We start from the raw sequence: 21,331 nt of genomic DNA on the forward strand, positions 1-21,331 counted from the left end.
CGGCACTAAGGGTGAGCGTGCAACCCAGCACGCACGTTGCGCACTTGCTCCGCCGTCACTGTCGAGGCCTGGTTCGACCAGCCCTGGCGCAGGAAGGTTGCCAGTTCGGCCACTTCGGCATCGTCCATGCGCTCGGCAAAGCCGGGCATCGGCAGCACCGAAGGCGCACGCTCGGTCGACGGCGTCGCTGCGCCGGCGAGGATCACGTGCAACAAGGCATCGGCATTGGCCGCGTTGACCACCGAAGCGCCGTCCAGACGCGGGAATACGCGCTCTGCACCCTGACCGGAAACGAAGTGGCAAGCACCGCAGTTGTCGATGTACAGCCGCTCCCCCAGGGTCAGGCCCTTGGCCGCGGTCAGCTTGGCGGTGGTCGCCGCGCTGCGGTCGGCCTGCTGTTGGTACGCAGGGCCATTGGCCGGTGTCAGCGATTTCAGGTAAGCGGCCATGGCCTGCAGGTCTGCATCGCTCATGTGCGAGGTGCTGTTGGCGATCACGTCGGTCATCTCGCCAGCCACCGAGGCCTTGGCGTTACGGCCGCTGCCCAGGTACTCGACCAGCTCTTCCTCACTCCAGTGCGGCATGCCGCGCAGGGCCGGGACGTTCCAGCCGTTCAGCTCGGCACCGGTAAGGTAGCCGCTGGCCGAATCGTCCAGGCCCTTCTCCTGCATGGTCAGAGCGCGAGGGGTGTGGCACGAGCCGCAGTGGCCCAAGCCTTGGACGAGGTAAGCACCACGGCTGATCTGAGCATCACCGCCAACGACCGCAGCAGTTGCCTCGGGCGCCGGCGAGAACAGCGCGCGCCAGTAGGCCAGCGGCATGCGAAGCGACAGCGGCCACGGAATGTCGTTGGCCTTGTTCGGTTGCTCGACTGCCGCTACGCCCTGCATGAAGTAGGCATAGAGCGCCTGGGTGTCTTCATCACTGACCTTTGCATAGGACGGGAACGGCATCGCCGGGTACAGCGCGCTGCCGTCATGGCCAATACCACGACGTACCGCGCGCTCGAACTCGCCATAGGTCCAGTTGCCGATGCCGGTGTTCTTGTCCGGCGTGATGTTGGTGGAGTAGATGGTGCCGATCGGCGAGGCGATGCCCAGCCCGCCGGCGAACGGCTTACCGCCATCATGGCTGGTGTGGCAGGCCACGCAGTCACCAGCACGGGCCAGGTAGGCGCCTTTCTCGATCAGCGCCGGGGTCACGGCCTGGGTCAACTGCGCGGAGGCGTCACCGGACCGGTTGAGCAGGCCGGCGACGATCCACGCCAGCACGGCGGCCAGTACGGCGACACCCAGCACGATCGACAGGATGGAACGGGATTTGATTGTCATGTTCTCGCTCCTCACGCCTGCACCAGCGGGCCAGGGTTCTTCAGGTACTGGTCCTTGATGGCCTGGGCCGCGAACAAGGTCAGGGCGCCGATCATGGAAGTCGGGTTGGCCTGGAAGTTCTGCGGGAAGGCGTTGCCGCCCGGCACGAACACGTTATGCACGTCCCAGCTCTGCAGGTAGCGGTTGAGCGCGCTGGTTTCCGGCGAGTCACCCATGATTGCGCCACCGACGTTGTGGGTGGACACGTACTTGGTGATATCCCAGTGCGAGTCCATGCCCAGGAAGCTTTCGCTGTAGCTGTCTGGGTTCAGTTCCTTGGTGATGTCCAGCACGATCTTGCGCAGGTGCTGCTGCAGCTTGAGCTCGTTCTCCTTCCAGTCGAAGGTGATGCGCAGCAGCGGCTGGCCCCACGGGTCCTTGTAGGTCGGGTCGAGGTCGACGTAGTGGTCGCGGTACGACATGCAGCCGGTGGAGATGCTGATCTTCATCGAATGGCCGTACCAGTCCTGCATGCCTTCCTTCCAGCCCTGGCCCCACTCCGGCGTGCCGGAGGGCAGCGCGGTGCCGATCGGCGTACCCGTGGCTTGCGAGCTGTGGATCTTGGCACCGCCGATGAAGCCCAGGGACGGGCCGTCGAAGTTGCCCGGGGAAACGTCGTTGAACATCTGCCCGGTGGCACCGGCGGTGGCGAACGGGTTGAAGTGCTTGTCCTTGAAGAACAGCGTGGCGCCGCCGTTGCTGAGGAACGCGTAGTTACGGCCGATGGTGCCCTTGCGGGTGACCGGGTTGTACGGCTGGCCGATGCCCGACAGCAGCATCAGGCGCACGTTGACGAACTGGAACGCCGCCAGCACGACGATCCTGGCCGGCTGGAACACCTCGTTGCCCTGGGCGTCGACGTAGGTGATGCCCTTGGCGGTCTTGCCGTCCGGGTGCAGTTCCACGCGCAGGACGTTGGCGTTGACCCGGTAGTCGAAGTTGTCCATGCGCTTGAGCGCGTCCATCACCGCCGTCTGCGGCGAGGCCTTGGAATAGTTCAGGCACGGGTACTTGCTGCAGTAGCCACAGTAGTTGCACGGCGCGATCTGGTTGCCGTAGGGGTTCTTCCAGGCCCGCGACACGTTGGCCGAGGGGTTGGGGAACGGGTGGTAACCCAGCTTGCGCGCGGCGTCGGCGAACATTTTATTGTTCAGCGTATCTTCCAGCGCTGGCAGCGGGTACGGGTTGGAACGCGGCCCTTCGAACGGGTCGCCGCCCACCAGGATCTGGCCGTTGAGGTTGCCGGTGTTGCCCGACAGGCCGCAGATCTTGTCGAACTTGTCGAGGTACGGCTCGATCTCGTCCCAGGTGAACGGGAAGTCGCCGATGGTCATGTCGCTTTGCAGGATGCCGGGGGCATAGGCCTGGTCGGCGTAGGTCTTGAGCTTGATGTCGGTCGGCGTCGGGCGGATCAGCACGCCGGTCCAGTGCAGGCCCGAGCCACCGACGCCGGTGCCGGGCACGAAGGCGCCCCACTGGCGGGTCGGCAAGGCGGTGCCGTTGAGGTTGTGGCGCACGGTGAGCGCGCCGTCCTTGGGCGTGACCATGATCTTGTTGCGCACGCCGTAGGCGTACTGGTCAGCCGGCTTAGGGTAAGCGAAATCGGCGTTGGTGCGGTCTTCACCGCGCTCGAAGGCGCGCACTTTCAAGCCTGCCTGGGCAAGCTCGATGCTCATCAGCGAGCCGGCCCAACCCAGGCCGACGACGGCGACGTCGACTTCATCATTGGTAATGTGTGCCATAAAAAACCTTGAATGCTGTAACTCGAAGCGAAGGGATCAACCGCGTTGGCCGGTCAGGCTGACCGGGCCGAGGGGGTACGGGACGTTGTGCTGGGCGACCCATTCCAGGTAGCTGGCCCGGGCACCGGGGAAGCCGATGGCAATCCACGCCTTCATGCCCTTGTTGCCGCCGTAGATGGGGTCGGCCAGCCAGCCCTGACGGCTGTGGTTGAGCAGTTCGCCGAAGAACAGCTTGGCCTTGAGCACGCTTTCGCCATGGGCGGCGAAGTCGACCTGGCCGGCCTGCAGCTTCTTCAGTACGTCATCGCGCTTGTCCAGTTCGAGCAGGGCGAAGTGCTGGCCGTGGGTGGCCTGGCACCAGCTTTCCAGCGCGGCGATACCTTTGCGGTAGATCTGCTGCGGGGTGTACGGCAGCTGGTAGCCCAGGGTGGCCGGGGCATTCAGGTCGAACGGGCCCTCCAGGTAGATCTCGCTGCCCAGGTCACCGGCCAGTTGCTGGTCGATGAAGATCGGCACGTTGGTTTCCAGCGCACCGGGGCCACGGCCGTCGGCGGGGATCAGGCGATCGCAGGCGGCGAGGATGAAGGTCCATTCGGCCGGGGTGAAGAAACACGGGGTGTAGCTGTCGAGGTTCGGCGCCGCCATTTCTGCCGCCAGCGCGGCACTCAGGCCGTTGACGGTAATGCCCATCGCGGGCAAGGCGATCAGCGACGAAAGCAGGAACTTCCTTCGCGAGGTTTGTTTGGCTAGCAACATGCAGGTCTACCTATGACTAATCACTCAGACCCGTGAAACGTGCTCATCGGCAGGCTCAAGCCCTGCTCTTGTCGACCTTCCAGAACGCTGCATTGAATGCAGCGAACTCAACTAGTCATACACATGACAGACATCGTATCTCACGGATGACAAATGGTAGCAGGCTACCTATGTGGTAACAATTTGTTTCTGTCACGATTGTCAACCGCATCATTGTCGCACGGCCCCTTGCAGCAACCACCGGCGCTGTAAACCGTAATCGCAGCAATCAAACCGAGCTATCCCCTCCGAAGTCCAGCTCCGTGGCGTCATACGTCAGCTTCCATAAAACGCAAAAATATAGAAAAATCACAAAATATTCTCATCTGAAATTATTTTGTGCAATATATATTGCGAAGGAAAGATTTATCAGAGAAAAACAAATCAAATGACCACAATCGAGATTCGAGATCCTTCTATGCGTTCCGACGATAACGCCAAAAGCCCCCCCAGCAATGCAGCTGTCATCCGAAGCGAAGACCTGATCCAGAGCGTGGCGGACGCTCTGCAGTACATCTCCTACTACCACCCCACCGATTTCATCGAAGCCTTGCATGGCGCCTACCTGCGCGAAGAGTCAACCTCTGCCAAAGATGCAATGGCGCAGATACTGATCAACTCACGCATGTGTGCGACCGGGCGCCGGCCTATCTGCCAGGACACCGGGATCGTCACGGTATTCGTACGCGTTGGCATGCAAGTCCGCTGGGAGAATTCTGGCCTGAGTGTCGACGAAATGGTCAATGAGGGTGTACGCCGCGCCTACCAATTGCCAGAGAATGTGCTGCGCGCATCGATAGTCAGCGACCCCGCAGGCCGACGCCCCAATACACGCGACAATACGCCGGCAATCATTCACTACTCGCTGGTACCGGGCGCGACTATCGAAATCGACATCGCTGCCAAAGGCGGCGGATCGGAGAACAAGTCAAAGATGGCCATGCTCAACCCCTCCGACTCGATCGTTGACTGGGTGTTGAAGACGGTGCCAACAATGGGTGCCGGATGGTGCCCTCCCGGCATGCTCGGCATTGGCATAGGCGGTACTGCGGAAAAAGCTGCTGTGATGGCCAAGGAAAGCCTGATGGGGGCAATCGATATTCACCAGCTCAAGGCCCGTGGCCCCGCGAACCGGATCGAGGAGTTACGCCTGGAGCTGTTCGAGAAGGTCAATCAACTGGGGATTGGTGCACAGGGCCTAGGCGGACTCACCACGGTTCTGGATGTAAAGATCCTCGATTACCCCACCCACGCAGCATCTTTGCCAATCTGCATGATCCCCAACTGCGCGGCAACTCGGCATGTTCACTTCGTGCTTGATGGCTCCGGTCCCGCCGAGCTGCAAGCACCTTCGCTCGATACCTATCCTGAAATTGTCTGGGAGGCTGGCCCGAGCGCACGCCGCATTGACCTGGACAGCCTGTCCCCGGAGGACACTGCCAGCTGGCAACCGGGCGAGACACTGCTACTCAACGGAAAGATGCTGACCGGGCGCGATGCGGCGCACAAGCGCATGGTGGAAATGTTGAACCGGGGTGAGCCCCTTCCCGTCGACCTGAAAGGCCGATTCATCTACTACGTCGGCCCCGTCGATCCGGTAGGTGACGAAGTCGTCGGCCCTGCCGGGCCCACAACTGCCACTCGCATGGACAAGTTCACCCGGCAAATTCTGGAACAGACCGGCCTGCTTGGCATGATTGGCAAATCCGAACGCGGCCCTGCGGCAATCGAGGCCATCAAGGATAACCGAGCGGTGTATCTGATGGCCGTCGGCGGCGCCGCCTATCTGGTGGCGCAAGCGATCCGCAAGTCGACCGTGCTGGCCTTCGAGGACCTTGGCATGGAAGCCATCTACGAGTTCGAGGTCAAGGACATGCCCGTTACCGTGGCGGTCGACAGTCAAGGCACTTCGGTGCATCAAACCGGCCCGCAGTACTGGAGCGAACGCATTTTGCTGCGCGCCGACGCCTGAAGCCGTACACAGCCGGATAAAAAAGACCGCTGTAGCAAAGCTGCAGCGGCCAAGGCTTAACGAAGAGGCCTGAGGGCTCCTAAAGCGAAAGCCCAGGTCGACTCTACATACAAAAACAACATTGAATCAATATCTTTCATAAGAAAGGATTTACAAGCTAGCTGTTGTCATTCGAAAGGCATTGTGTAGAATCAATCATGCGAATGAAATTTTCGGCATGATATCCAAAAACAACCGCCGAGCCCTGGCGCTGATGCCCATCGATTGATACTTCGGAGTCCGCTATGCCCGCTAAGAACCTGGATGCACATCTCTTCATCAATGGCCAATGGCAGGAGGGCAGCGCGGGCAAACGCGACAACGTGGACCCTGGCAATGGCGATATCCTTGGCATTGTCAGCCTGGCCAGCGCAAGTCAGGTCGATGCAGCAATCAAAGCGGCCGACGCAGCATTCCCGGCGTGGAGCCGAACCCCTGCCGTCCACCGCGGGCTGCTGCTGAAGAAGGTTTCGGCCCTGCTGGCGGAACGCGTCGACGAGCTTGCCAATGCCTTGCTGCTGGAAGGTGGCAAGACCAAGGCAGATGCCTACGGCGAAGCCGGGCGCGCAATCGAGGCATTCGGCTGGAACGGCGAAGAGGCTTCGCGCGTCTTCGGCAAAGTCCACACTGGCATCGTCGAAGGTAGCACGCGTCTTTCAGTACCCACCGCACTGGGAGTGGCAGCAGCGATCACCCCGTGGAACTTCCCGGCCGTGCTGATTGCCCGCAAGCTGGGTGCTGCACTGGCCGCCGGTTGCACGGCAGTGCTCAAAGCGTCTGAATTCACGCCATACAGTGCCACAGTGATCATTCGTGCCATCGTCGATGCGGGAATCCCGGCCGGGGTTGTGAACCTGGTGTACGGCGACCCTGCCGCAGTGAGTGAGCAACTGCTTGCCGCACCTGAGGTCAAGATCGTCTCGTTCACTGGCTCCACCCATGTCGGCAAGCTCTTGGCCGCCCAAGCGGCGCGCAATCTCACACGCTGTGTCTTTGAGCTGGGTGGCCATGCCCCGGTGATCGTTTGGGAGGACGCCGATCCAGAGCGCGTCATCCAGGTCACGGCACCCGCCAAGTTCGGCACCGCCGGTCAGTCCTGCGTCGCGCCGACTCGCTACCTGGTTCATGAAAGCCTGCATGACAAGATCGTTCAGGGTCTCGTGGCGAAGGCCGAGTCCTATCAGCTCGGCCACGGCCTCGAAGACGGCACCACCCTCGGCCCTGTTGCCCATGCAGGTCGTATCGCCGAATTCAAGGCACTGATCGAGGATGCGGTCAGCAAAGGTGCAGTGATCGAGACGGGTGGCTACCAAGTCGACCGCCCCGGCTTCTTCTTCAAGCCAACCATTCTCAGCAATGTACCTAGCGACGCCAAGATCCTCTTCGAAGAACCTTTTGGCCCGATTGCCACCGTGCAGAAAGTCGCCTCGCTTGAGCAAGCCCTCGAGCATGCCAACGCAGCACCTTATGCATTCGCTGCGTACCTGTTCAGCGATTCGCTGCGAGTACGCAACGAGGTCGTGGCGAAGCTGAACGCTTCTAACCTGGGCATCAACCAGACAGCCCCGTCCCTGCCCGACGTTGCGCTGGGTGGCTTGGGTAACAGTGGTTACGGCTACGAAGGCGGCAGCGAAGGCGTGCTCGCTTACACCCAACTCAAGCTGATCAACCAGTCTGCGCTCTGACTCGCAACATGACGAACTGGCGCTCACCGGCCCTGGATCGGGAGCGCCCCTTGCCAAGTATCAATGGACGCGATGATTCGCGACATCTCGAAGAGGTTGAAATGGCTACTCCGCTTACAATCGCCAAGGTAATTGCGTCCCCTGGCGTAGGTTCGTTCTTTTTCGATGACCAAGCCGCGATCAAGGCGGGTGCAGTAAGGGATGGCTCGGCTTACCTGGGCGTCCCTGTGACCCCTGGCTTCAAAGCGGTTCGCGAGCCCTCCGAAGCCGTCTCGGTGATGTTGGTGCTGAGCGACGGTTACATCGCCCACGGCGACTGCGCGAGCGTGCAGTACACCGGCGTGGGCGGCCGTGAGCCACGCTTCCACGCTGCCGCCCTCGCCCAACAGATCGAACAGGAACTGGGGCCTCGCCTGGTGGGTATGCCGGTGAATGGCTTCCGGGAAGCCGCGATCGCCACCGAACGCCTGGTCGATGAACTGTTCGACAGCAAGCGGGCCGCTGCCTACGGCGTTTCACAGGCACTGCTCAATGCTGCTGCGCATGCCGCTGGCCACCACTTGATGGCTCAGGTGATCAAGGACGAATGGGACATCAGTCGCCCACTGGCTGCGGTACCGATCTACGGCCAGTGCGGCGATGAACGCTATACCACCGTCGACAAGATGATCCTCAAGAGCGTCCCGGTCCTTCCCCATGGCTTGATCAACACACCAAGCCTGGTAGGCACCGACGGCGTCGCGCTGGAAGAGTACATCGGCTGGCTGCGCGCACGCATCGGCCAACTGCGCGTCAGCGAAAGCTACAAACCCATCCTCCACATCGACGTGTATGGCCTGATCGGCAGCGTGGCACAAGGCTCGATCGAGCACACCGCCAACATCATCCAGAAGCTGGAACGTGCTGCAGGCGACCACGAACTGCGCATCGAACACCCACTTGATGCCGGTAACCGTGACGCTCAGATCGAAGCCATGGGGAATCTGCGACAAACGCTGAAATCGCGTGGCAGCAAGGTATCGATCATTGCCGATGAATGGGCCAACACGGCCGAGGATGTCCACCTGTTCGCAGCCGCCGGGGCCACCGACATGGTGCAAATCAAGACCCCGGACCTGGGCTCGATTCACAACTCCATCGACGCCATCCTCGGCTGCCACAAATACGGTATCGGCCCAGTACTCGGCGGCACCTGCGCAGAGACGGACCAGTCGGCGCGTACCACCGCCCATATCGGCGTGGCAACCGGCGTGAGCCAGATGCTGGCCAAGCCCGGCATGGGCTTCGACGAGGGTTACAACATTGTCTTTAACGAGATGAACCGCGCTCTGCGGATCGCCAGCCTTATCGAGCGCTCCTGACCACTGATGCACGGGGCGGCGCCTGCGTCGCCTCAGAGGATAAGAATCATGTCGCTGCACACCGTCATCAATGGCGCCACTTCGTTCCTGTTCGTACCAGGCAACCGTCCTGAACGCTTCCAGAAGGCCCATGAGTCAGGCACCGATATCGTCATCATCGACCTTGAGGATGCCGTCGCAACAGCCGAGAAAGCGCAAGCGCGAGCAAACGTGCGGACCTGGCTCCTGAGCAACCCGACCCTGCCGACGGTCGTACGCATCAACCCACGCACGACCTCGGCTTTCGAGGAAGACGTGCACGCCCTTGCCGGGCTTGCGCGTGCAGTCATGCTGCCCAAGGCCGAAACCGCTGAGGACATTGCCGAAACCGTTGCCACACTCGGCGACGGAATTCTGATCGTGGCCCTGATTGAAACCGCAAAGGGTGTCCTCAACGCGCCACAGATCGCCGCCTCTCCCCGCGTTGCCCGTCTGGCCTTCGGCAATGTCGATTTTGCTGCAGACGTGCAGATCAAGTCTGACGACAACCAGGCACAACTGTTCGCACGCTCTCAACTGGTGTTGGCTTGCGCTGCAAGCCAGATCGCCGGCCCCATCGACGGGGTTACGACCAATATCCTCGATGAGTCAGTGACCTTGCATGCAGCTGAATATGCCCGCTCCCTGGGCTTCACCGGCAAGCTCTGCGTTCACCCTCGCCAAGTCGCCCCGGTACGACGCGCCTACCTGCCTACCGAAGACGAGATCGCCTGGGCCACCGCAATTGTCCAGCGCGCGTCAGACAGCAACGTGGCCACGATCGACGGCCAGATGATCGATCGCCCGGTGGTGCTGCGTGCCGAGCAAATTCTCGCTCAGGCAGCGCATGCCACTCTCAACTGACTGTCCGGCCAGCCGCCAGACGGCTGGCGTTGCAACGGGAGACTATCAATGAACAATGCACACACTGTCCGGCCGCTGGACGGCGTCAAAGTCATCAGCCTGGAGCACGCAATCGCGGCCCCCTTCTGCACCCGTCAACTTGCAGATCTCGGCGCCCGAGTTATCAAGGTAGAACGCCCAGGCAGCGGTGATTTCGCCCGCGGCTACGATACTCGAGTCAATGGCCTATCCTCCCACTTCGTCTGGACCAACCGCTCGAAAGAGAGCCTGGGCCTGGATCTCAAGGCTGCCGAAGGCAAGGAAATCCTGCTCAAGTTGCTGGAAGACGCCGACGTGCTGATCCAGAACCTGGCGCCAGGTGCGGCAGCGCGCATGGGGCTCGACTACGAGGCCCTGAAGGAGCGCTTTCCGCGCCTGATCGTCTGCGACATCTCTGGATATGGCGTCGGCGGCCCGTACGAGAAAAAGAAAGCCTATGACCTGCTCATCCAGAGCGAAGGCGGTTTTCTGTCGGTGACCGGAGGCCAGGGCGAAGACCAGTTGGCCAAGGCCGGCTGCTCGATTGCCGATATTGCCGCCGGCATGTACGCCTACACCAACATTCTCAGTGCGCTGCTGCTGCGCGAGAAGACCGGCGTCGGCAGCCGCGTCGACATCTCCATGCTCGAGAGCCTGGTGGAGTGGATGGGCTATCCGCTGTACTACGCCTACAACGACGCGCCACCACCGCCACGGGCCGGCGCCTCGCACTCCACCATCTACCCCTACGGTCCTTTCAATGCGGGCGACGGTGGCGTGGTCATGCTGGGGTTGCAGAACGAGCGCGAGTGGCAGTCGTTTTGCGAGAGCGTATTGCAACTGCCCGAGCTTGCCGATGACCCGCGCTTTGCCACCAACCCACTGCGCTCGGCCAACCGGGTGGAGCTGCGGCAGATCATTCTCGACCTGTTCTCCAGCCTCAGCGCCGACGCCGTGGTGCAGCGCCTGGATGAAGCACAGATCGCCAATGCAAGAGTCAACGAGATGGCCGGCGTATGGCAGCATCCACAGCTCAAGGCGCGCGATCGCTGGCGTGAAGTGGGAAGCCCGGCGGGCGCTATACCCGCACTGCTGCCCCCAGGACGCAGTTCCGCTTTCGAGCCGCGCATGGGCGCAGTACCAGCTGTTGGGCAGCATTCGTCTTCAATTCTGGCGGAGCTGGGCTATAGCGTGGGCCAGATCGACCAACTTACCAAGGACAACATCATCTGATCCGGCCAGTGGCGGGGTGCACGCCCCGCCGCCTGCGTCCTCAATCACCCGAGCGCATGCAAGTCACAGCCCTCATCCATATTTCTCAAAATGAGAAATATCGGTCATGACTATTCAGTATTCATGATTTAAAAAGCCCGCTAGGATCAGCTGCCAGTCACCCACCATAGCCCTTGGCAGCGGCCTGCATACGTCGGCGTGAGGCAACACTCGCATCGCAAGGACTAGACCCAGCGCAACTGCTGTCAGACCTTCAAGACACCGCCAGCGCAAGGCGTCTGTTGCCCAGCTTTATTCAACACAGTCGTCGAACCGTTTCCAGCCCAATGGAGAGTCACCATGTCCCTGCGTAAAATAGGCCTGATTGGCGGTATGAGCTTCGAGGGCTCTGCCGTGTACTATCGCCGGATCAACGAGGCGATCAACCAGCGCCTGGGCGGCCTGCACTCTGCACAGGTGCTTTTGCACTCTGTCGACTTTCAGACCATCGTAGACATGCAGAAAACCAACCGCTGGAACGATGCGGGTGACCACCTTGCCGCGGTGGCGCGCAGCCTGGAAGCGGGCGGAGCCGATTGCATCATGATCTGCGCAGTTACCATGCACCTGGTAGCTGACGCAGTTTCCCAAGCCACGCCCCTGCCCTTCATCCATATCGTCGACGCGGTTGGCCAGCGCCTGATCGCTGCCAACAAACGCAAGCCACTGCTGATCGCTACGCGATACACCATGGAGAACGGCTTCTATCCGGCCCGGATGAAAGCAGCGGGCATCGACGTCATGGTTCCAGATGCCGAAGCTCGCGAGCAGATCCATAGCATCATTTTTGACGAACTGAGCATCGGTAAAGTGCTCGATGGTTCGCGTGACCTGCTGATCAGTATCATCGAAACAGCCAAGGCCCAAGGCGCTGACTCGGTTATTTTCGGCTGTACCGAGATCTGCATGATTCTGGAAACGGACAAGCTCCCGCTACCAGGCTTCGATTCAACTGCCATTCATGTCGATGCCGCGGTCGCCTTCGCCCTTGGCGAGTGAAAGTAAAGCTGCAGCATCACTTCACCAGGGCTGGCTGAGCTTCGCTACCAGCCCTTGGCCGCATACACTCAACTGCGGCTTCGGGAGACTGCAAAAGATGCATGAAAGCTGCCACAGGCGCAGTCATCTCACCCTGCCATACCAGATGCGTTCGATTGCTCGCCAATGCAGCCGGCAACGGATGACACTGAACGCTGGCACCCAGCACAGCATGATCGAGCACCGCCTGGGAGATGACACCGACTCCCATCCCTGCTGCCACACAGGCCACGATTGCGTGATAAGAGCCAAACTCGAGAAGCTTACCGGGTGAGACGCCTTCTTCGGCCAGCCACTCCACCAGGCGCCGCCGATAAGAGCAACCATGCGGGAACACCACCACCGTCCTCCCTTGCAAATCGGCTGCCTGACTGATTGTGGCCTCCCCCTTGGCAGTGATCAGGGTCAAAACATCGTCGAAGACGGGCACACTGGAAAACCGCCCAAGCTCGAACGGCTCGGCGACGAATGCTGCGTCCAGTTCATATTGCGCAAGCTTTTGCAGCAACACATCAGTGATGCCGGTCTGCAATTCGATGCTGACTTCCGGGAAGTGCTGATGATAAGCCGAAAGATAGGGTGGCAGCCGGGCACCCGCGGTGCTCTCCAGGGAGCCCAGGCGCAGCACACCCGCTGCGATGCCCGTTTGCAGCTCTTGCTCGGCCAAATCGGCCATCTGTAGCAACCGCTGCGCATGCCTGAGCAATGTATGCCCATTGTCAGTAAGCACCAGATGCCGCCCCTGTCGCCGGAACAGCGCCACGCTCAAGCGCTCTTCCAACTGCTTGATTCGCGTCGTCACATTGGACGGCACGCGATTCAGCTGCCGGGCGGCATGGGCGATTCCCCCGTGCTGAACCACAGCGCGGAAGATATGCAAATCTTCAAGGTCCATATTTCTCATAAAGAGAAAATTACCCCTGCTTGATTCTTCAATCAAGAATGTGTGTCGAAAAAAACAAACCTCCGCGGATGCGGAGGTTTGCGTAAGTTCGGGAAGCCAGCGCCAAGCGGGGGGTCTGTAACACTCTAGCTCCCCTTTCATCCACGCGTCGGGCAAGTACGGCAGTCGTCAGAACAGTCCGACTTACCCTGTGCCTGGAAGCACTTACTCCTTGACGAACATCTTCCGAGGGACGTTGCTCAGGCAACTCACCCCAGTGGAAGTGATCGCAATGGTTTCGGTGATCTCGATACCCCAATCGTCGAACCACAGGCCCGGCATGAAATGGAACGTCATGCCAGGTTGCAGGACCGTCTGGTCCCCAATGCGCAAGCTGGTGGTTCTTTCGCCCCAGTCAGGTGGATAGCTGAGACCGACCGGGTAGCCGACACGCCCTGCCTTCTTGATACCATGCTTGGCCATGACATCGAAGAATGCGCGGGCAATGTCTTCGCAAGTGTTGCCTGGCCGCGCGACCTCAAGCCCTGCCTCGATCCCCTCGACCACTGCTTTTTCCGCATCGAGGAACTTCTTCGGCGGCGTGCCCAAAAACACCGTACGTGAAACCGGGCAGTGATAACGGCGGTATACGCCAGCAATCTCGAAGAACGTGCCTTCACCTGCGACCAGAACCGAATCATCCCACGTCAGGTGAGGCGTAGCGGCCTCGATGCCAGAAGGCACGATCGGCACGATCGATGGATAGTCACCGGCAAACCCGTCGACACCACGGATGGCCGTGGAATAGATCTCGGCTACCACATCAGCCTTGCGTACACCCGGCTCGGCCACTTCGACCACACGCTCGTACATCTTCTCGAGAATGCGGCCACCGATACGCATGTACTCAAGCTCGGCCTCGGACTTGACGGCACGGGCCAGGTTGACCAGGTTGTTGACGTCCACCCAGGTGGTATTGGGCAACAACGTACGCAGGGTCATGAAGCTGGCGGCCGAGAAATAGAAGCTGTCCATTTCAAGGCCGACAACCCGGCGTTCCCAGCCACGCGCCTGAATCACTTCCCGGGCGAAATGCTCCATCGGGTGCAAGTCGCGCTGAACGTATTCCTCCGGGTAACCCACTAGGTTGTCATTGGCCAGATAAGTCGTTGCCCGTGCCCCATTCAGGTCCAGGCCTCGGCCGTACCAGACAGGCTCCCCTTCCATTGCGACCACGGCACACTGGTGGTTGTAGAACGAATAACCGTCATACCCGGTCAACCAGGCGATATTCGACGGGTCGGCCACAATCAGCAACTCGACACCGCGCTGCTGCATCATTTGCCGGACCCGGACCAACCTCGCCGCGTACTCGTCGACAGTGAAATACTGCCTCAGAGACGGAAAACCACTTGCACTCTCACTCATACCGACTCCTACCGTAAAACGTTGAGTGTTCGGCCACTCAGACACCTGCCGCTGCTTCTGGGCGGGCGCCACTTGTTTGCACAGATGCGGCTGAAAGACCGCGCTTGATCGCGCGCTTTTTGACGCGCTGAATGCGATACATCACGAACAAATAGACAAACCACAGCGGCATGAAAACCAGTGCCTGGCGCGTATCGGGCTCCAGCGCGAGCAGGCCGAGAACGAAGACGAAGAATGCAAGGCACGCCCAGGACATGAAGATCCCGGCAGGCATCTTGAACGTCGAGGTTTCATGCAGATCAGGTCGTTTGGCACGGTAGGCCAGGTACGAACCCAGGATGATGCACCAGGTGAAAATGAACAGGATCGCCGCGATGGTCGACACCGTGGTGAACACCGTCATCAGGTCCGGAATCAACACCAGCAGTGCAGTGCCCATGAACATGCAGAAGCACGAGAAGATCAGCGCTGGCATAGGTACGGCCGACTTCGACAGGCGCTTGAACACCGAAGGCGCATCAACTTCACAAGACAAGCCGAACAGCATGCGGCTGGAAGAGAAGACATCGCAGTTGCCCGCCGACATGGCCGAACTGATCACCACGAAGTTGATCACACCTGCCGCAATGGGCAGACCGGCGATCTGGAACAACTGAACGAACGGGCTCTTGTCCGGGGCAACCATGGCCCAGGAAGACACGGCGATGATGCAGGACAGCGACAGTACGTAGAACAGCAGCACGCGGATCGGTACAGCGTTGATGGCCTTGGGCAGGGTTTTGTAGGGGTCCTTGGCTTCAGCGGCCGTGGTACCCAGCAACTCGATGCCTGCGAAAGAGAAAATGGCGATCTGGAAACCGGCAAAGAAACCCATGATGCCATTAGGGAACATCGTTCCAGGCTCGATCACATGCTTGAACGAAGCCGTTACTCCCGTGGGCGAGACGAACCCGCTGGCGACCATCACGAAGGCCGCCACAATCAGCGACACAATGGCGACGATCTTGATCAGGGCGAACCAGAACTCCATTTCACCGAAAGCCTTGACCGCCATGATGTTCAGCAAGAACAGGAAAGCCAGCGTGCCCATCCCGGGTATCCAGGGCGACAAGTCCGGGAACCAGAACTTGAAGTAACCACCGATCACGATGAAGTCGGCCACGCCCACGATCACCAGCGTCATCCAGTACGACCAGCCAACGAAGAAGCCAGCCCACGGCCCAAGGTAATGGGTCGCGAAGTCCGCGAAAGTCTTGAACTTCAAGTTCGACAGCAGCAACTCACCGAGTGCGCGCATGACGAAGAACAGGAAGAAGCCAATGATGGCGTAGGTGAGGACAATCGACGATCCGGAGACATGGATCATCTTACCGGCGCCCATGAACAGGCCAGTACCGATAGCGCCGCCGATGGCGATCAACTGGATATGACGGTTCGCCAAGCCGCGAACCAATGTGCCTTCACCGTCAGGGGCGCTGGCCGACGCATCCGACGATGCGTGCACGGGTTGCTTTTGCATACCTTTCACCTTTGATTTTATTAACTTTATTTAAGGCAGAACTAAGGTCGAGCATTACAAATCGGGGATGTCAGGTTCGAACAAGCCACTGCAGCAGTGGCTTGACCTGAACTTATTGATCGAGCGAAACGCTGCGCACCACTCTGCGCAGGAAGCTTTCACACTGGGCCAGCTGGTCCAGCGAAAGGTATTCATTGGCCTTGTGTGCCTGCTGAATGTCACCGGGGCCGCAGATGATGCTGGGGATCCCCGCATCCTGGAATTGGCCAGCCTCGGTGCCATATGCCACCTTGCGCTTGTCCTGGTCACCGGTGAGCGCACGCACCAGTTTGGTGATTTCCGCCTGCTCGCTGGCGTTGAGGCCCGGTGCATCAGAGATCATGTCGAAGGCAATGGCCGCATCGGGGTGTTCTGCCTTCATCTTCGGCAGCAGTACATCGAAGGCGTAGGCTTCGATCTGCTTGAAGATCACTTTAGGATCCAGGGTCGGCAGATTGCGGAACTCGAATTCGAAATTGCATTCGGCCGGCACGGTATTCATCGCGTTGCCGCCGCTGATGGTACTGGTCTGTGCGGTGGTGAACGGAATATCGTACTGCTCGTCGAACGGGCCACTGCGACGGAAGCCTTCCGCGGTGTCGCGAATGAAGCAGATCAGTCGCGCGGCATATTCGATGGCATTCAGCCCGTGCGGTGTAAGCGACGAATGGGCAGCGTGGCCTTTGAAGCAGCAGCGATAAGCATTGATACCTTTGTGCGCGATGATCGGGCGCATGTTGGTCGGCTCACCGACGATGCAACCGTCTGGGTTGATGCCACGCTTCATCAGCTCTTCGATCATCAGCGGCGCACCCAGGCAAGTCACTTCCTCATCGAACGACAAGGCAAAGTGAATCGGCCGGGCCAGGCGCATGCCCAGCATTTCCGGCACCAGGTGCAAGCCGGCACCAATGAACCCCTTCATGTCACAGGTGCCACGACCATACAGCTTGCCGTCCCGCACCTCAGGCTTGAACGGATCGCTATGCCAGTCCTGGCCATCCACTGGTACTACATCGGTATGGCCGGACAGCACGATGCCGCCGTGGGTGACGCCGGAGCTCGCCGGAATGGTCGCGAAAAGGTTCGCCCACTGCCCGCTCTTGTGGTGCGTGAGGGTGCATTCAACACCCAGCCCGGTCAGATAACCACGCACGTCTTCGATCAGCTCCAGATTGGAAAGACGGCTTACGGTGTTCATCGCTACCAGCCGCTTCACCCATTCCAGAGAAGCAGGCATCTGCCCAGCTGTGCCAGCGGCGGTACCGAGTGCTTCAAACGTATTCATTCAGGGGCTCCTCAAGTCAGCCTCTTGTCTTTGCGCGTCCGCCGGAACGAATCGAGCCTGTCGGCCCTGAGGTCCTGCGGCGGAGTCTTGCGTAGCCTTGATTGCTCGTCCCGGTCACGAGCGATCAAATTCATTCGCAAAGAGAATATTACACAACACCTTTCGTACGGCAAGACAATTAACTATATCTCTTTCACATGAAAGATCTTGAAAGCCTTGTTCTTTTGCATTTGAAATTCTTGCTGCTATTCGGTGTGATAGGCTTACATTTGTAAACCCGACCCCCTCCCAGGAGCGCTACGTGCAAAAATCCTCCACCCACTCCACCATCCGCCAGGTGACTGCTCCCGAAACGCCTACCTTTGCATTCGATGAGGTCGACCTGGCCCTGCTCAAGGTGCTGGTGACCGACGCCAGGCTCTCTCAGCGTCAGATTGCCGGAAACCTGGGCATCTCAGCCCCCACTGTCAGCGAGCGCATGAGCCGCCTGGAAAAGGCAGGCGTCATCCGCGGTTACACTGCCGAGGTGGATTGGGCCGCATTGGGTTACCCGCTGACTGTTTTCCTGTCGGTGGTAGCCACCCCCGGTTACGACATCGGTGACGTGATGAGCCAGATGTGGAAGATCCCCGAGGTGCAGGACGTGCTGCTGGTCACCGGCGATCTAGACCTGCTGGTGCGCCTGCGGGCACGAGACCACAATCACCTGCGCGCAATCCTCATGGACAGGGTTTGGCAGGTCACCGGCCTGCAAGGGACTGCCACTCAAGTGTCGATCGCTGAAATGCCAGCGAAGAATTTCTCCGAAGGGCTTTTGCTGGAGATCGAGGAGTTCCTCAAGGAACAACGGGAGGCATGACTAACGCATGGGCCTGAACGCAAAAAAGGCGCCAGGGTTCAAACCTGGCGCCTTCTTGTTCGGACTACCCGCTTAAGCGATCACGCCTTCAGCACGCAGCTCACCAACAACCTGCTCGACTGCCTGACGGGTCAGCTCGACGATTTCGTTGACCTCGTCGATGGTGATAGTCAGCGGTGGCGAGAAGCCCAGGATATCGCCATGCGGCATTGCACGGGCGATCAGGTTGCGATCACGGGCAGCCTGGGAAATGCGGGCACCCACTTTCAGCGATGCATCGAAGCGGACCTTCTTCTCAGGGTCGGCTACGAACTCCAGTGCAGCCAGCAGGCCAATACCGCGGACCTCGCCCACGATCGGGCAATTGCCGAAGGTTTCCTTCAGGCTCTGCAGGAAGTAGGCGCCAACTTTCTCGGCGTGCTCGGCAATGTTCTCCCGCTCGATGATGTCCAGCACCGCGTTGGCAGTGGCCAGGCCGATCGGGTGGCCCGAGTAGGTGTAGCCGTGCGAGAACGGGCCCACTTTGTCTGCGCCGTCTTCGAAGACCTTGTACACCTTCTCGCTGACAATCACGGCCGACAGCGGGAAGTAGGCAGAGGTCAGGCCTTTGGCGCAAGTGATCAGGTCTGGCTCGAGACCGAAGTGGTCGCAGCCGAACATCTTGCCGGTACGACCGAAGCCGCAAACCACTTCGTCAGCAATCAGCAGGATGTCGTACTTGTCCAGGACTCGCTTGATCTCGGTCCAGTACCCCTTTGGAGGCGGCACGATACCGCCCGAGCCCAGCACCGGCTCACCAATCAGGGCACCGATGGTGTCCGCACCTTCTTTCAGGATCAGCTCTTCGAGTTCAGCTGCACGGCGAGCAGAGAATTGCTCTTCGGTTTCGCCTGGGTTGGAACCCCAGTAGTAGTGAGGAACGCCAGTGCGCAGGATGATCGGCAGCGGCAGGTCCATGTTGTTGTGGTAGAAGCTCATGCCGGTCATCGAGCCGGAGATGATCGAGCTGCCGTGGTACGCGCGCTCACGGGCAATGATCTTCTTCTTGTTCGGCTTGCCGCGCAGGTTGTTGTAGTACCACACCAGCTTGGCCTGGGTTTCGTTGGCGTCCGAACCGGACTGGCCATAGAACACCTTGCTCATCTTGCCAGGTGCCATCTTGACCAGACGCGACGACAGGCGAGCCAGCTGATCGGTGGTGTGGCCGGCGTAAGTGTGGAAGAAGCCCAGCTTGTGTGCCTGCTCGGAAATCGCATCGGCGATTTCGGTACGGCCATAACCCAGGTTCATGCAGTACAGGCCGGCAAAGCTGTCGATGTACTCACGGCCGGTGGAGTCGGTCACGCGGATGCCTTTGGCATCGACGATCACGGTGGGGTCGATCTTACCGGTGGCCAAGTCTTTGAGCTGAGTGAAAGGGTGCAGTACCGACGCGCGATCCTGCTCCATGATTTCTTGGTAGTTTTTATCGTTCATAGCACTTTCCTGTCTTGGTCAATGGTTTCAGGGCTGGGCCCGTCCACCAGGGCTTGATGACCCTTAGCCGACCTGCCTGCAGGCTGGGCATGCCACACCCCGCCTCTCGGTCACGCCATCGACACCAGCGATCATACGAAATGCAAAATCACACGAAAAAACGCATACGTCAACTGATATTGTAATTTACTTTACATTTGATCTTGTTATGTCAGAAAAAACCTTTCACTAAGCCAGCAAGCAACCAACGCACTCGCTGATACCATTGTCAGGGGAAAGGCCAAGCCTGACGCCGCAACGGTTGCTTCGCAGGCAAACCCGTCTCCACAGGCCTTGGTAAACCACGTACCTTGCGTGACGTCATAGGGGCTAACCTCGGTGGGTGGCCTATTGCTCAAGACTGCGAATGACCTTCTGGATGAATGCCTCACACTGGCCAATCTGTTCCAGCGTCACGAACTCGTTGGCCTTGTGCGCCTGCATGATGTCACCCGGCCCACAAATGACACTCGCAATACCCGCCTCCTGGAACTGTCCGGCCTCGGTGCCGTAAGCCACCTTGCGCTTTTCGTCATCACCGGTCAGTGCTCGCACCAACTGAGTGATCGCAGCCTGCTCCGACGCGTCCAGCCCCGGTGCATCGGAGATAAGGGTGAAGTCGATGGCGCCACTGGCATGTTCTTTCTGCATCTGCGGCAAAAGCACTTCGTTGGCATAGCGCTGGATGCGCTCAAATATCGGCTTCGGGTTCATGGTCGGCAGGTTGCGGAATTCGAACTGGAACTTGCACAGCGCCGGTACCGTATTCATCGCATTGCCACCCACAATGGTGCTGGCCTGAGCTGTGGTGAATGGCACGTCATAGAGCTGATCGAACGGCCCTTGCTGCTTGAATTCATCGGCCATGTCACGGATGTAACAGATCAGCCGTGCGGCGTACTCGATGGCATTCAAGCCATGAGGCGTCAACGATGAATGCGCCGCATGGCCGTGAACACAACATTCATAGGCATTGATGCCTTTATGGGCAACGATCGGGCGCATGCCAGTCGGCTCGCCGACGATACAGCCATCAGGGTTCACACCGCGGCGCATCAGTTCCTCGATCATGATCGGCGCCCCCAGGCAGGTCACCTCCTCGTCAAAAGAAAGCGCCAAGTGAATCGGCTTTTGCAACTGCGCAGCCTGCATCTGCGGCACAAGGGCCAGCGATGCGCCGATGAAGCCCTTCATGTCGCAGGTGCCGCGGCCATACATCTTGCCGTCGATGATTACCGGCTTGAAAGGGTCGGTCGCCCAGTCCTGGCCGTCTACCGGCACCACATCGGTATGGCCGGACAGCACGACTCCGCCGGTAGTCTGGCCGGTTACGCTGGGGATGGTGGCAAACAGGTTGGCCCATCTTCCAGTCGAGTGGTGAGTGAGCACGGACTGCACCCCGAGCTTGGCCAGTTCGTCGCGCACCAGCTCGATCAACCCCAGGTTTGAGTTGCGGCTGACGGTGTCGATCGAAACCAGGCGCTCGATCCAGTCGAGGGAGATCGGGTGGGAAGCCATCTGATTCATGGGTATAACCTGCAGAGGATACTGTTCCCTTCGGGAACCACGGTTAGGAAGCATCGCCAAAGCCTCCGCAATGAAAAGCACGGAGGCCACGACGCTGCG

Annotated in this window: 16 protein-coding genes; 7 read left to right on the top strand and 9 right to left on the bottom strand. The window is 59.7% G+C overall.

Going from position 1 to position 21,331, the window contains the following annotated elements; all coding sequences use genetic code 11:
* Window positions 1-5: 5 nt before the first annotated feature.
* Genes ACQKPZ_RS13665 through ACQKPZ_RS13675 form a run of 3 tightly spaced genes read right to left on the bottom strand, consistent with a single transcriptional unit; the run spans window position 6 to window position 3,868 of the window.
* Complete coding sequence (locus tag ACQKPZ_RS13665) at window positions 6-1,331, bottom strand: c-type cytochrome (RefSeq protein WP_427538810.1); 1,326 nt, start codon at window positions 1,329-1,331, stop codon at window positions 6-8.
* 11 nt (window positions 1,332-1,342) lie between these two features.
* Entirely contained in the window at window positions 1,343-3,112 is a 1,770-nt protein-coding gene (locus ACQKPZ_RS13670; RefSeq protein WP_427538813.1) for a GMC family oxidoreductase, read from the bottom strand.
* A 36-nt stretch (window positions 3,113-3,148) separates the two neighbouring features.
* Window positions 3,149-3,868, bottom strand: coding sequence for a gluconate 2-dehydrogenase subunit 3 family protein (locus tag ACQKPZ_RS13675; RefSeq protein WP_391137694.1), 720 nt, complete (start codon window positions 3,866-3,868; stop codon window positions 3,149-3,151).
* 457 nt (window positions 3,869-4,325) lie between these two features.
* On the opposite strand from ACQKPZ_RS13675, the gene ACQKPZ_RS13680 reads away from it, so the two are divergent.
* The 6 genes from ACQKPZ_RS13680 (at window position 4,326) to ACQKPZ_RS13705 (ending at window position 12,135) form a co-directional block, all read left to right on the top strand.
* Entirely contained in the window at window positions 4,326-5,879 is a 1,554-nt protein-coding gene (locus ACQKPZ_RS13680; RefSeq protein ID WP_427538816.1) for a fumarate hydratase, read from the top strand.
* Window positions 5,880-6,163: 284 nt separating this feature from the next.
* Window positions 6,164-7,603 carry an aldehyde dehydrogenase family protein gene (locus ACQKPZ_RS13685; RefSeq protein ID WP_427538819.1) on the top strand — a complete coding sequence of 480 codons (1,440 nt, stop codon included), beginning with the start codon at window positions 6,164-6,166 and terminating at the stop codon, window positions 7,601-7,603.
* A gap of 101 nt (window positions 7,604-7,704) precedes the next feature.
* Window positions 7,705-8,964 carry a methylaspartate ammonia-lyase gene (locus tag ACQKPZ_RS13690; protein WP_427538822.1) on the top strand — a complete coding sequence of 420 codons (1,260 nt, stop codon included), beginning with the start codon at window positions 7,705-7,707 and terminating at the stop codon, window positions 8,962-8,964.
* Window positions 8,965-9,012: 48 nt separating this feature from the next.
* Window positions 9,013-9,846 (top strand): HpcH/HpaI aldolase/citrate lyase family protein, encoded by an 834-nt coding sequence (locus ACQKPZ_RS13695; RefSeq protein WP_427538825.1) that lies wholly within the window; start codon window positions 9,013-9,015, stop codon window positions 9,844-9,846.
* A 48-nt stretch (window positions 9,847-9,894) separates the two neighbouring features.
* Window positions 9,895-11,097: a CaiB/BaiF CoA transferase family protein gene (locus ACQKPZ_RS13700; RefSeq protein ID WP_427538828.1), complete on the top strand. Its 1,203-nt coding sequence runs from the start codon at window positions 9,895-9,897 to the stop codon at window positions 11,095-11,097.
* 339 nt (window positions 11,098-11,436) lie between these two features.
* Window positions 11,437-12,135 carry an aspartate/glutamate racemase family protein gene (locus ACQKPZ_RS13705; protein ID WP_427538830.1) on the top strand — a complete coding sequence of 233 codons (699 nt, stop codon included), beginning with the start codon at window positions 11,437-11,439 and terminating at the stop codon, window positions 12,133-12,135.
* Between the two features lie 16 nt (window positions 12,136-12,151).
* On the opposite strand, the gene ACQKPZ_RS13710 is transcribed toward ACQKPZ_RS13705, so the two are convergent.
* From ACQKPZ_RS13710 to argE (ACQKPZ_RS13725), 4 genes are all read right to left on the bottom strand, one after another.
* On the bottom strand, window positions 12,152-13,114 hold the full coding sequence (locus tag ACQKPZ_RS13710; RefSeq protein ID WP_427538833.1) for a LysR substrate-binding domain-containing protein: 963 nt from the start codon (window positions 13,112-13,114) through the stop codon (window positions 12,152-12,154).
* Window positions 13,115-13,282: 168 nt separating this feature from the next.
* A complete protein-coding gene (doeA, locus tag ACQKPZ_RS13715; RefSeq protein WP_427538836.1) occupies window positions 13,283-14,485 on the bottom strand; it encodes an ectoine hydrolase DoeA in 1,203 nt (400 codons plus the stop codon).
* Window positions 14,486-14,522: 37 nt separating this feature from the next.
* Window positions 14,523-16,004: an amino acid permease gene (locus ACQKPZ_RS13720; RefSeq protein ID WP_427538839.1), complete on the bottom strand. Its 1,482-nt coding sequence runs from the start codon at window positions 16,002-16,004 to the stop codon at window positions 14,523-14,525.
* A 112-nt stretch (window positions 16,005-16,116) separates the two neighbouring features.
* Complete coding sequence (argE, locus tag ACQKPZ_RS13725) at window positions 16,117-17,331, bottom strand: acetylornithine deacetylase (protein ID WP_427538842.1); 1,215 nt, start codon at window positions 17,329-17,331, stop codon at window positions 16,117-16,119.
* 301 nt (window positions 17,332-17,632) lie between these two features.
* Between argE (ACQKPZ_RS13725) and ACQKPZ_RS13730 the strand changes: the two genes are divergently transcribed.
* Window positions 17,633-18,190 (top strand): Lrp/AsnC family transcriptional regulator, encoded by a 558-nt coding sequence (locus ACQKPZ_RS13730; protein ID WP_427538845.1) that lies wholly within the window; start codon window positions 17,633-17,635, stop codon window positions 18,188-18,190.
* A 72-nt stretch (window positions 18,191-18,262) separates the two neighbouring features.
* Here ACQKPZ_RS13730 and ACQKPZ_RS13735 read toward each other — a convergent pair whose 3' ends face one another.
* Window positions 18,263-19,666, bottom strand: coding sequence for an aminotransferase (locus tag ACQKPZ_RS13735; RefSeq protein ID WP_427538847.1), 1,404 nt, complete (start codon window positions 19,664-19,666; stop codon window positions 18,263-18,265).
* Window positions 19,667-20,053: 387 nt separating this feature from the next.
* Window positions 20,054-21,232: an acetylornithine deacetylase gene (gene argE, locus ACQKPZ_RS13740; RefSeq protein ID WP_427538850.1), complete on the bottom strand. Its 1,179-nt coding sequence runs from the start codon at window positions 21,230-21,232 to the stop codon at window positions 20,054-20,056.
* Window positions 21,233-21,331 lie beyond the last annotated feature (99 nt).

This window comes from Pseudomonas sp. NPDC089547, from assembly GCF_050280665.1.
GTDB lineage: Bacteria > Pseudomonadota > Gammaproteobacteria > Pseudomonadales > Pseudomonadaceae > Aquipseudomonas.

Bases quoted from the DNA above. Each gene is read 5' to 3' on its own strand.
- ACQKPZ_RS13665 (WP_427538810.1), bottom strand. From the start codon at position 1,331: ATGACAATCAAATCCCGTTCCATCCTGTCGATCGTGCTGGGTGTCGCC.
- ACQKPZ_RS13670 (WP_427538813.1), bottom strand. From the start codon at position 3,112: ATGGCACACATTACCAATGATGAAGTCGACGTCGCCGTCGTCGGCCTG.
- ACQKPZ_RS13675 (WP_391137694.1), bottom strand. From the start codon at position 3,868: ATGTTGCTAGCCAAACAAACCTCGCGAAGGAAGTTCCTGCTTTCGTCG.
- ACQKPZ_RS13680 (WP_427538816.1), top strand. From the start codon at position 4,326: ATGCGTTCCGACGATAACGCCAAAAGCCCCCCCAGCAATGCAGCTGTC.
- ACQKPZ_RS13685 (WP_427538819.1), top strand. From the start codon at position 6,164: ATGCCCGCTAAGAACCTGGATGCACATCTCTTCATCAATGGCCAATGG.
- ACQKPZ_RS13690 (WP_427538822.1), top strand. From the start codon at position 7,705: ATGGCTACTCCGCTTACAATCGCCAAGGTAATTGCGTCCCCTGGCGTA.
- ACQKPZ_RS13695 (WP_427538825.1), top strand. From the start codon at position 9,013: ATGTCGCTGCACACCGTCATCAATGGCGCCACTTCGTTCCTGTTCGTA.
- ACQKPZ_RS13700 (WP_427538828.1), top strand. From the start codon at position 9,895: ATGAACAATGCACACACTGTCCGGCCGCTGGACGGCGTCAAAGTCATC.
- ACQKPZ_RS13705 (WP_427538830.1), top strand. From the start codon at position 11,437: ATGTCCCTGCGTAAAATAGGCCTGATTGGCGGTATGAGCTTCGAGGGC.
- doeA (WP_427538836.1), bottom strand. From the start codon at position 14,485: ATGAGTGAGAGTGCAAGTGGTTTTCCGTCTCTGAGGCAGTATTTCACT.
- ACQKPZ_RS13720 (WP_427538839.1), bottom strand. From the start codon at position 16,004: ATGCAAAAGCAACCCGTGCACGCATCGTCGGATGCGTCGGCCAGCGCC.
- argE (WP_427538842.1), bottom strand. From the start codon at position 17,331: ATGAATACGTTTGAAGCACTCGGTACCGCCGCTGGCACAGCTGGGCAG.
- ACQKPZ_RS13735 (WP_427538847.1), bottom strand. From the start codon at position 19,666: ATGAACGATAAAAACTACCAAGAAATCATGGAGCAGGATCGCGCGTCG.
- argE (WP_427538850.1), bottom strand. From the start codon at position 21,232: ATGAATCAGATGGCTTCCCACCCGATCTCCCTCGACTGGATCGAGCGC.